Source organism: Peptostreptococcus russellii (genome assembly GCF_003012055.1).
GTDB classification, from domain to species: Bacteria; Bacillota; Clostridia; order Peptostreptococcales; family Peptostreptococcaceae; genus Peptostreptococcus; species Peptostreptococcus russellii.
This window is the reverse complement of sequence record NZ_JYGE01000007.1, coordinates 145727-158327: the sequence shown is the minus strand read 5'-3', so window position 1 is coordinate 158327 and position 12601 is coordinate 145727. Positions and strand designations below refer to the sequence as shown.

Annotated in this window: 8 protein-coding genes; all 8 read right to left on the bottom strand. The window is 29.1% G+C overall.

Annotated features, from left to right (window positions below; genetic code table 11):
• Positions 1–128 precede the first annotated feature (128 nt).
• The 8 genes from UF10_RS08585 to trkA all read right to left on the bottom strand — a co-directional run bounded on the left by UF10_RS08585 (position 129) and on the right by trkA (position 12089).
• Entirely contained in the window at positions 129–1781 is a 1653-nt protein-coding gene (locus tag UF10_RS08585) for a nucleoside kinase (RefSeq protein WP_106777388.1), read from the bottom strand.
• Positions 1782–1910: 129 nt separating this feature from the next.
• Complete coding sequence (gene lepB, locus UF10_RS08580) at positions 1911–2513, bottom strand: signal peptidase I (protein ID WP_106777387.1); 603 nt, start codon at positions 2511–2513, stop codon at positions 1911–1913.
• A gap of 816 nt (positions 2514–3329) precedes the next feature.
• Positions 3330–3926 (bottom strand): DUF3867 family protein, encoded by a 597-nt coding sequence (locus UF10_RS08575; protein ID WP_106777386.1) that lies wholly within the window; start codon positions 3924–3926, stop codon positions 3330–3332.
• Between the two features lie 319 nt (positions 3927–4245).
• Positions 4246–5037: a DUF975 family protein gene (locus tag UF10_RS08570; protein WP_106777385.1), complete on the bottom strand. Its 792-nt coding sequence runs from the start codon at positions 5035–5037 to the stop codon at positions 4246–4248.
• Positions 5038–5594: 557 nt separating this feature from the next.
• On the bottom strand, positions 5595–7019 hold the full coding sequence (gene purB, locus UF10_RS08565; RefSeq protein WP_106777384.1) for an adenylosuccinate lyase: 1425 nt from the start codon (positions 7017–7019) through the stop codon (positions 5595–5597).
• A gap of 195 nt (positions 7020–7214) precedes the next feature.
• Complete coding sequence (locus UF10_RS08560) at positions 7215–8492, bottom strand: adenylosuccinate synthase (protein WP_106777383.1); 1278 nt, start codon at positions 8490–8492, stop codon at positions 7215–7217.
• A 776-nt stretch (positions 8493–9268) separates the two neighbouring features.
• Complete coding sequence (locus UF10_RS08555; protein WP_106777382.1) at positions 9269–10720, bottom strand: TrkH family potassium uptake protein; 1452 nt, start codon at positions 10718–10720, stop codon at positions 9269–9271.
• A gap of 10 nt (positions 10721–10730) precedes the next feature.
• Positions 10731–12089, bottom strand: coding sequence for a Trk system potassium transporter TrkA (gene trkA / locus UF10_RS08550; protein ID WP_106777381.1), 1359 nt, complete (start codon positions 12087–12089; stop codon positions 10731–10733).
• Between the last annotated feature and the right edge of the window lie 512 nt (positions 12090–12601).

Below are 12601 nucleotides of genomic sequence, written 5' to 3'. Positions count from 1 at the left end.
ACTTTATACTCTCCACTTCTTACAAAAATCTAATGCTTTCAATTAAAATCTTAATCAAGTCTTTTTCAAAGAGCTTTTACAAAATCATTGCGAGATTTTATAACAGCTTTAGAAGAATATTGCTCTATTTAAACTATTCTACTTCCACCTATAAATTCCCTAATTATAGCAGTTGGTCCAATATCGCCTATATCGTTTAACTCATCAAAATACTGAAGCAACTTTCTAAGTCTTACTGCCTCTAGGTGATGTCTACTTGTCTCATTCACTTCTTTTAGTATTTTTATAGCCTGATTTTTTAGGACTGGAATCTCATAAACACTAGCAGAGTTAAACATTACATCAGCCTGTTCTTGATAAGGAAATATATTTTTCTTTTCTCCCCTTCTCACAGATGGCCATATATCCATAGTCGTTTCAGCATCCATTCCTCTGAAATTATAGTCTCTTACCATTCTTCTTAATAATCTCAAATCAGTAGTTGGTATTCTATTGTGATCATCTAGATTTACTTGAGTAATAACACTTATATATATCCTAAATTTCAAAGACTCTTCTATTGACTTTGTAAGTATTGGGTTCAATCCGTGTATTCCCTCTAAAATAATTGGTTGCTTTTCATCTATTGATATTTTTTCTCCAGTATAGACCCTCACTCCATCCATAAAATCAAACTTGATCTTCTCTATTTCTTCTCCCGCAAGTAATTTATTTAAATCATTATTGAATCTATTGATATCTATTGATTCTATTGATTCATAGTCAGGATCTCCATCCTCATTTCGAGGAGTATCTACTCTGTTTACAAAGTAATCATCAAGAGAAATTGCCAAAGTATGTAGTCCATTTACTCTCAGCTGAGTAGATAATCTATGTGCAAAGCTTGTCTTTCCTGAAGATGATGGTGCTGCTATTAATATTATTTTCTTATTACTTTTTACTATAGTATCTGCAATTTCAGCAATCTTTTTTTCATGAAGTGCCTCAACAGTTCTGATCATTTCTCCATATAAATTATTTTCTATTATTCTATTTAAATCAACTACTGTATCTATTCCCAAAGCCTCAGACCATGTTTCTGACTCCCTATATACATCTGAAAGTTTTGACATTTCTTTAAAGCTTGTAACAGTTCCTTTTATGCCTTTATCTGGACCTAAAATCACTAGACCATCAGCCATTTTAGCTACTCCTAAATCTTTTAAATAACCTGTTGATGGATACATATATCCATAAAAGTAGTCAAAATATCCACAACACTCATAGACTTTTGTCAAATCTTCAGTCCTATACTTCAGTATCTCTGCCTTTTCAAATCTCCCCAACTTTGAAAACTTTTCGATTGCTTGATCATTTGGGAGATATCTACATATAATTTCATGATCCTCTTTTACATACTCTAACATCTTATTCTCTATGTCCTTTATGTCCTTATCTGTAAGCTTTGGCATATCTTCTACTACACAATAAAGACCATCACCTATAGAATGCTTAATGTATACTTTAGAACCATGATATAAGTCTCTACAAGCCAGCATTAAAAGCAGGGAAAGACCTCTAAAATACATTCTATCTCCCTCTACTTCTGTAGTATCTATAAACTTTATTTCACATCCTCTATATAGGGTTCTGTTTAGATCGTAAAGTTTATTATTTATAACACCCATACATATGTGACCTTCATATCTATCTTCTAGCATTTTTGCTATTTCACTAAGTTTAATACTCTCTTTTTCAATTTCTAATATCACACCGTCTACCACAAATTTCAAAGCCTTCATAAATGCCTCCTAAATTCAATACAATCTTTCATTAAATATTTATATAAAGCAAGTAATTTATTTTATATATTTTAAATTCCCCTATTATAAATAAATTCAAGGAGATAACCCCTTGAATTTACCCTTTTTTTAATTTACTCTTCCGATATTTTCTAAAGGCAATAGTCTTACTAGCACACTACCGACTAGTTTCTTTTCTGGGACAAATCCTACTTCTGGATATCTACTATCCAAACTTCTCATTCTATTATCACCCATACAAAATAGCATTCCCTCAGGCACTATTGTATCTATGTTGCCCTCCGTTATATTTCCTTCAGAAATATAATCTTCAGAAATCCTTTGATCATTTACTTTTACTACACCGTCTTTTATAGTTATATGGTCTCCACCTACAGCAATCACTCTTTTTACCAAATCCTTAGTATTACTGTCATCTTGAAGAACAAAATCAAGCACTTTCTTAGCTGTATTTTTTTGATCACTTACAGCATTTATTGGCATATCACTGTCAAATACTACTACATCGCCTCTATTGACTCCAGTATATCTGCTAATTCTATTAATTACTAGATAATCATTATTATCTAAAGTAGGATACATAGATAAACCATCTACTCTAGTAGGTCTAATAAATTGTACTATCACCATAGATAATACTACTGCCATAAGCAATATTTTTATTACCTCCCAGATTTCTCCTAAAAATCCTTTTTTAGCTCTTTGACTCAATGCAATCTCCTTTCTCAGCAAACTGATTTATTATTGTTATTATCCTAAATTCTAAAGACATCTGTCTTCATAATTACAGTATTAATTTAAAAAAACTAATACTTAGCCAGTCTATATCCTTATTTATATATATTTTTTTCTAATTAAAACTAAATTTAGTCTATATCCTTATTCTATAAAGTTGCTTCTACTTAAGAAAATCAGACTTGAAAATTTTCTATAAATATCTTTTTATTTATAGTTAGTTTAATTATAAGCTAAATATACAATATAGGTATGTCTAATATAAAAGTCTAATAATTCCCTTATAGCAAATAATTTTATACTGGCCTAATTTTTTTTGAGTTTTTATTTACTCGAAATATAAAATATTTAGAATAAATATTCTCTACAAATACTTTATCAAAGAAACCTTTAAAAAACGTTAATAAAAGCTTTATTTTAAAATTTATTATTATAAATACCCAAAGATTTATGAGCATAAGCTTTATGCTTATTTTTATAAAACAATTAATTAGCAACTCAGCCTTTATTTTTTGTTTTAATATGAAGTTTTTTATTCTACTATTTGATAAAGCATAGTATATATAAATAGTGTAGGGACATAATTAGAAAACATATAATAATTAACCCTACACTTTATATTATTTTAATAATCATTGAATTTTTATTTCTATCAAATTTAAATCTTTTTAAATTTTTCTTAATTGACTATTTTTATTAGCTTTACTCAATTTTTTTGAACTTACTCAATTCTTTTAAACTTACTCAATTTTTTTTGAACTTGCTCAATTTTTTTACTGAGCTTAACGTTTTTTAATGATATTCATATATTTTTGTGGCTTCACAAGCTATTATTTTTAATGATCCATGAATACATTCCCTATAATCAGTAATTACACCATTTAACTCATCATCGGCAAAATCTATTTTCCCCTCTGTTATGATTATTATTTTATCCTCTTCCATAAACATAGTAAGATCATTTTTTTCAGTTTTTAAATGAAACTCTGGAATCTTTTTATTCTCTATTTTATCCTTGTAAAAATCAAAAAAAGCTATTTCTTTTATTTTTTTAGTATCAAATCTATTTTTATCTTTTTCTTTAGAGTCAGAGTTTTCAGAATTATTTTCTAAACCCTCAAGTATTTCCATTTGCTTATTAAAATCATTTATATCTATGTCTATCCCCATCTTCTGCAACAATTTTTTCTGCAATTCCATTAATTTTTCATTTGAAATATTATTGTCTAGCTGATACTTGCTCATTTTTGCAGTAAATTCAGAAATAGATATACTTCCAGTTACTACATCTTCCATCATCATATTAAGAAATTCTTCAAACTTATCTACTTCTTGCTCATCCCATTTCTCTTGAAGCTTGCCAAATTTTATTATCTTTTCATCAGACATTTTTACGCCTCCTAATTCTATATTTTAAATTTTTGCAATAAAGTTAGTAAAGAATATATTATTTCATTCTAAACTCATCACTTTCCATTAAATACTTCTGTATTTTATCTATTTTTCAACACAAAATAGCTATTATATGTGAGTATATTTTACCACATTATAATAGATAGTACAAAATATATTAAAATATATTAAAGAGACTGCCAGTGGATAATCTAGTAGCAGCCTCCTTGTTTTTTATTTTATAAGCTCTAATATAGTTGATTTTTTTCTATCTTTTCACCTATTTTTTTTTATTAACCTCTGTCCCAAATATATACTAAAATATTTCTTTGTTGTTCATATAGCTTCTATAGTGCATATTTGATTCTGAGTTTATTATTCCCATTTCTCTAGCTTTTTCTTCTTCCTTATATACTAATTCCAAGTAAAAATTAGCACTTGAAGTCATAACATATGAATTTACAAATATAATTCCTATACCTGCTGTTAATATTGATAATAAGTACCATCCTATGAATGATATCTGTAGCTTGAAAAATTCCCATAAATGTCCTTTAATTAGCATTCTAGAGTATTTCATAGACATTATAGCATCTATATCCTCATTATCTCTCAGTATTATATACTCTGTCATACTATATATTAATTCTATATAAATCATAACAAGCATAAGTATTAATGCAACTATTGTTAATATTATTATGGAAGATATATTTTGACTTAATAAATTCATAATATTTTCATCAATACTTGATCCCCCCATCATAAATGATGTTGCTAATACGCCACCACTTACTAGTGCAAATATTATTCCTACTAGCATTTGTATCAATGCAAGTATCAATGTGAATACTAGATACCTTATATAGACAGCTTTATTTGCTATAAAATTATTAAGATCTAATTCTTCTCCATTTGCAACACTCAGCATTAATTTAGAAGAACCTACCATAAGCGGAACACAAAGTATTTGTGCTACTATACCATTTACATAGTAACCCAATAAAAACATAACTGCTACTACCCCTAAGTTTACTAGAGCAAGAATCCCCCACTTGCCTTTAAGTTGATTTCTACTCAAAGCTTTAATTTCTTTATTTGTTGGCATTTTGCCACCTCCTCAATCAAAACCCATACAATTATTTAACTTAAGTATATATTTTATAATTTTTCTACTTCATAGTTAAAATAAAATATTTAGGTATTTCTATATACATTATTATATATATTATATTATGCTTTTGCAATAAATCTTCAACTCTTGTAATAAAGCTTTAACTCTTATAGTAAAGCCTTATATTTTGCAATAATATTTTTATTATAATTACTTTTTTATTATCGCTATTTTTGTTATTACTGCCATTCTTTATTATTGCTATTCTTTCTTGTCTCTATTCTTTCTTGTCTCTATTCTTTTTTTTATCATCATTCTTTTGTATTATCCTTACTACTTAATTCTTATAAAGTAAGAATACTTTAGTCATATTGAGTTTTACTATTTATAAAGTTTCACTTAATTTAATAAAAATATAAATTGTATTTTTAAATTCTTAATAAAAAAATGGCTACTTACAACTTTAAAGGTTGAAAATAGCCATTAAATTTAAGTTTAGTTTATAAACTATCTATTGTCTTATTTTTAAGCTTCTATTGAATATAACTATATTATACAGTTATTTCTGCTGTTTCTATTATTTCTACTCCCTTTAAAGCTGGAGCTACTACTTCTTTTAAGAATTCATCTACCTGCATAGGAGCACAGCCTACATATAGTTCAGGCTTTAGTACTGCTAATATTTCCTCTTTTGTAATTCCAAATGAAGGGTCATTAGCTATTCTATCTACTAAATCATTTTCTTTTCCTTCTACCTTGACCATTTTAGCTGCCTCTAGAGAGTGTACTCTAATTTTTTCATGTAATTCCTGTCTATTTCCACCCTTTTTAACTGCATCCATCATAATATTTTCTGTAGCCATAAAAGGAAGTTCCTTCATTAATCTTTGTTCAATTACCTTAGGATATACAACTAGACCATCACTTACATTTGCACATAGATTAAGCACTGCATCTATCGCAAGGAAAGCTTCTGGAACTGATATTCTCTTATTTGCAGAGTCATCCAATGTTCTTTCAAACCACTGTCCTGATACAGTCATTGCAGGGTTTATCATATCTGCTATAACATATCTTGATAGTGAAGCTATTCTTTCACTTCTCATAGGATTTCTCTTATATGCCATAGCTGAAGATCCTATTTGATGCTTCTCAAATGGCTCTTCAACCTCTTTAAGATGTTGAAGAAGTCTTATATCATTAGAAAACTTTGTAGCCGACTGAGCTATTCCAGCAAGTATATTAATTACCTGACTGTCAATTTTTCTTGAGTAAGTCTGACCTGTTGCCTGAAATACATCATCATAGCCCATCTTATGTGCTACTGTCTTATCCAAAGTCTTAACCTTCTCATAATCTCCATCAAATAGTTCCAAGAAAGAAGCCTGAGTTCCTGTAGTTCCCTTTGCTCCTCTTAATCTTTTTCTCTGTAAAAAGTCTTCTAAACTTTCAAGATCCAATAAAAAATCCTGAATCCAAAGAGTAGCTCTTTTTCCTACTGTTGTAGGTTGTGCTGGCTGAAAATGTGTAAATCCAAGTGTTGGAAGAGATTTATACTCATCTGCAAACTTAGATAGAGTAGTAATTACCTTGGCTAGTCTTTCCTTTATTAATTCCAAAGCTTCATACATTACTATCAAGTCAGTATTATCACCTACAAAGCAAGAAGTCGCTCCCAAGTGTATTATTCCAGCTGCCTTTGGGCACTGAACTCCATATGCATACACATGACTCATAACATCATGTCTTACTTCTTTTTCTCTAGCCTTTGCTACATCGTAGTTGATATCATCTTGAAACTTTTTAAGTTCATCTATCTGTTCCTGAGTTATATCAAGACCTAATTCTTTTTCTGTCTCAGCTAATGCTATCCAAAGCTTTCTCCAAGTTTTAAACTTCATATCTGGTGAGAATAATGCCTGCATCTCTGCACTTGCATATCTCGAAGTCAGTGGTGATTCATAAGTATTTTTCATCTACAATCCTCCAATTTACTACAAAATTAATATTTTTTATTTTTATCTATAGAGTTTTATAACACTTTATAGATTTGAAATTTATAAAATTAATTATCCATTGTATAGTGAATAATCTTAGCTATAATAAAAATGCTATAATTTACAAAATTCGCAGAACTAGTCTGCGAATTTGTAATTTATCGATATAATGCCCTATGGCATTACTATATACTGTTCTCTTTCTGGTCCAACTGATACATACTTGATCTTACAGTCTACTACTTCTTCTATATATCTGATGTAGTCAATTGCTTTTTCTGGAAGTTCTTCTAATTTTCTACAGTTAGATACATCTTCCATCCAGCCTTCTCTGTATTCATATACTGGTTCTGCCTTAAATAGTTTTTCGCCTATTGGGAATTCCTTTAGCATTTCGCCATTAAATGTATATCCTACACATACTGGAATTTCTTTTAGGTATGAAAGTACATCCAACTTAGTAAGTGCAATTTCATCAGCTCCCTGACATCTAACACCATATCTAGATGCTAATATATCAAATCCACCAACTCTTCTTGGTCTACCAGTTGCGGCACCGTATTCATTACCAGCTTTACGTAATTCTTCAGCTTTATCACCGAACATTTCAGCTGTAAAAGGTCCTTCTCCAACACAAGTTGAATAAGCCTTCATTATACCTATTGACTTAGTTACCTTTAGGTTTGGAACACCTGCTCCTATTGGCGCATAAGGTGCTATTGTTGAAGATGAAGATGTGAATGGATAAATACCATAATCTATATCTCTAAGAGCTCCTAACTGAGCTTCAAACATAATATCCTTACCGTTTTTATTTGATTCATTAAGGAATACTCCTGTATCACATACGAAATGCTTTACTATCTCACCATATTCTTCTAAATATGCCCACATTTCATCAAAAGATATAGCTTCTTTACCATATCCATTCTCTATCATAAGGTTCTTCCATTCGATTATTCCCTTTAATCTTTCTTTTAAGCCTTCTTTGTCATCTAGAAGTTCACCCATTCTGATGCCCTTCTTCATATATTTATCTCCATAAACAGGAGCAATACCTCTCTTTGTTGAACCATATGCTGCATCTGCTAGTCTTTCTTCTTCTAAGCAGTCCTGCTCAACATGGTATGGCATAACGATTATAGCTCTATCACTTACCTTAAGATTATCTGGTGTAATGTTTATTCCACCTGCTTTAAGCTTATTCATCTCTTCTACTAGATGCTTGATATCTACTACCACGCCATTACCTATTACGTTTACTACATCATCACGTAGTATTCCTGATGGCAATAAGTTTAGTACAAACTTACCCTTTTCATTTACAACAGTATGACCTGCATTATTTCCACCCTGATATCTAACTACTATATCATAGTTTTCAGATAGCAAATCTACCATTCTTCCTTTTCCTTCGTCTCCCCAGTTTACTCCAGTAATTGCTGTTAACATAACTTCTGTCCTTTCTTCTTTCTCTTTTATAGATATTTACAAATATTGTCAAAAAAATAGTGCCCTCTATGGTTTTGAAATTTTATATTGTTGTAACAAACAAAATTTCCCACAAGAACACTGCCTATTACCTGTAGATTATACCATATCTTTTTACTAAAGTCCATGATAATGTATATCTTTATACTTATTTTTTATTTAAAAGAGAAAATAATATTCGTGTATTTGCAGTTTTTCAAATTTTTTATATATTCACTGAAAAGAATAGCTTTTCCTTTTCTAAGTATTTTAAGTAAGGCAATATAATAAAAGTATATATCTTACTATAATAAAAATCACATTTTCCCCTTAATATTTTACTCATCTTTCTGTATATTAATTTCAAAATCCAACCTAATTTTTTATAAATAATATTCTTTAAATAAAATAATTCAGCTCGTTTTCTATAGTAGCTAGTCTTACTTGCATAGTGAATATACTTGCTTTCATAGTAATTAAACTTAATTACATAACAACTAGACTTGATTATATAATAATCAAATTTAGCTATTAATTAAGAAAAGAGATGACATTTCAAATATCATCTCTTTTCTTTTATCTTCATATTTATTTTTCAAATTAATTAAATCTTTCTCTTAAATCTTCTTTATATTTATATTTAAATTTATTTTTATTTAAAAGTTCTATTTTACTATATTAATACAGTAGAAATTTACTCTTTTTAGTTTAATTTTATATAATAGATAATTTATAATCATATAAAAATATATTCTAATCTAAAATCTTCTCTTATACATTCTAGGGCTAAATAAAAGTAATATTGGGAATATCTCTAACCTACCTAATAACATATCAAATGATAAAACAAGCTTAGAAAATACTGAAAATGTAGAGAAGTTTCCAGTTGGACCAACTATACTACTTATTCCTGGTCCTACATTATTTATACATGTAATAACTGATGTAAAACTAGTTTCAAAGTCAAATTCATTTATTGATATTAATAAAAAAGATATTACTATCAGTGAGAAGTAGATCAAACAATATGCTAATACACTACTTATAAGGGATGATTCAACTGGTTTTTTATCAATTGTTACACCTACCATAGCTCTTGGATGTATCATTCTTTTTACCTCTGACTTAATATGCTTTGCCATTATAAGTATTCTTGAAACTTTTAATCCACCCGCAGTAGATCCTGCACATCCACCTACTATCATTATAAGTAATAATATCGCTTTTGAAAACATAGGCCAAACATTAAAGTCCGCAGTCATAAATCCAGTAGTTGTAATTATAGACGCTACCTGAAAAGATGCATATCTAAATGCTTTCATAATGGAAGGATACATATTTCTTATATTAAATGTTATAAGTATTGTGGATATAGCAATAATAGAGAGATAAACTCTAAGCTCTTCACTTTGGAATATCCTCTTAAACTTCTTTAAAATTGCTAAATAAAATAAATTAAAGTTTATACCAAATAAAATCATAAATACGGTTATAACACCATCTATATACGCACTATCATAATATCCTACACTGCTTCCCTTATTGGAAAATCCTCCCGTACCAGCTGTAGAAAATGCGTGTATAATACTATCAAATAGTGGCATCTTACCTGCCATCAAAAATAATATTTGCACAATTGTTAGACCTATATATATAAGATATAAAATCTTTGCTGTTTGCTTTGCCTTTGGAACTATTTTGTCTACTGTAGGTCCTGGCATTTCTGCTTTCATTATATTCATAGATCTACTACCTGCCAGTGGAATTATTGCCATAACAAATACTAATACTCCCATTCCACCTATCCAATGTGTAAAGGCTCTCCAAAATTGAATTCCATTTGGAAGGGCCTCTATATCAGTCAATATAGTAGATCCAGTGGTTGTAAATCCAGACACAGTTTCAAAAAACGCATTTATAAAACCATTTATACTCCCTGTCAAGTAAAAAGGAAGTGCTCCTATTATTGAGAATGCTATCCAAGCAATACCCACTATAAATAGGCCATCTTTCGCAAAAATATCTAACTTTCTCGGCTTTTTAATTGTAAATATAAAGCCTATCGCTGCAAAAAATATAGCTATTAGGAAAATAATCTTTGCTACATCATACTCTCCATAAAGCAATGAGACCACTCCAGGAATCAACATCAAGACACCTTCTATTTTGGCTATATTTAGCAGAACATAAACTATCATTTCATAATTCATTATACATCTCCTAATCCGCTATTATATCTTCTATATCATTGATATTCAATCTTTTCGTTACTATTATAATGTTGTCTCCCTCTTGTATAGAATCACTACCATCTGGAATTATAATCTCTCTGTCTCTTACTATACAAGCAATCAAAATATCTTTTTTCAATTTCAATTCTGAAAGAGACTTGTTTACGATTTTACAAGATCTCCTTACTGAAAATTCAAGAGCTTCTACCTTATTTTCTATTATTCTATACAATGAGTTTAATTCACTTCCATATGAATTATTCATTGCCTTTACATACCTCAATATTATATTACTTGTTAACTCTTTTGGAGATATCACTGTATCTAGGTTAAAGTTTTCTGTAAGCTCCTTAAATGAAGATTGGCTCACCTTTGTTATTACCTTATTTACATTTTTTATATTTGCATACATAGAAAGTATTATATTCTCTTCATCTATTCCTGTAAGGGATACAAATGCATCTACGTCATCTATTCCCTCTTCCTCCAATAGCTGATTGTCAGTTCCATCACCATGTATGATATTTACATTTGGAAGTAGCTCTGATAACTCTTTACAAGTATCATAATTATTATCTATTATCTTCATATTAAGATTGATATGTTCCAAACTTTTGCAAAGATAATATCCTATCTTTCCTCCACCAACAATCATTACTGTCTTTATTTTTCTCTTTAGACCGCCAACTTTTCTTAAAAACTCCTCTAAATTATCATGCGATGCTGCAATATTTATCTTATCTCCAAGATTAATTTCTACATTTCCATCTGGAATTATAACTTCTCCATTTCTCTGAACAGCACATATAAGCATTTTTAATTTTATAGATTTTATAATCTCGCTTACCTGCATACCAATCAATGGAGATCCTTCTTTTATCTTAAATTCTAAGATTTCAACCTTGCCCTTAGCAAAGGTTTCAACTTTGATTGCAGATGGGAATCTAAGAATTCTAGATATTTCATTTGCTGCTACATACTCTGGGTTTATAACCATACTAAGTCCTAAGTCTTCCTTTATGTAACTTAATTGGTTATAGTAGGCAGGGTTTCTTACTCTTGCTATTGTATTTTTTGCCCCCTGTTTTTTTGCAAATAAGCATGAAAACATATTTGTTTCATCAGAAGAAGTGCACCCTATTACCAAGTCTGCACTATCAACACCTGCTTCTGTTTGTACTTCATAATCAATTGCATCCCCATATAAGCATGCTACGTCTTGATGTGAATTTATCTTGTTTATTACATCTATATTTTTGTCAATTACTGTAACATCATGTGATTCCTTTGATAACTCTTCAGATAGTTTTTTACCTACCTTGCCAGCACCTATTACTACTATTTTCACGGATATTCCTCCTATTATTTTCCATATACTTTAGTAAATTATATTAAAACATTAAAACTCACAGTCCTAATTTAAGTTGAGAATATTCTCTCGGGCTACAATTGTTGCAATTAGATATATTCAATAAATAAATGCTTCTTGTAATCCTAACTTAAATTTGACTGTGAATTCCCGACTTTTAGCTATAATCCGCTACCTGTTATAATAGTTTAACACCTTTTAAGTCAATATACAACTACTTATACTTATGCAGTATCTAAAGTCATTTTCATAACATTTATTTTAATCCCCAATAACATTTTATTGTAAAAAAATCTTTATTTTTATTTTATAATTTTTCCTTTTTATTTTTTTATATTAAAGTTATCCTAGCTTTGAATAAAACCTGCTTACTCATTTATATTATTTTTTAATATGTTAAATTTTATATATCTTATCTTTAATTTATTATATTTCTATACAATCTCTTTATTATATTTTCACTTAAATTTTTATAATAACTACTACTACTT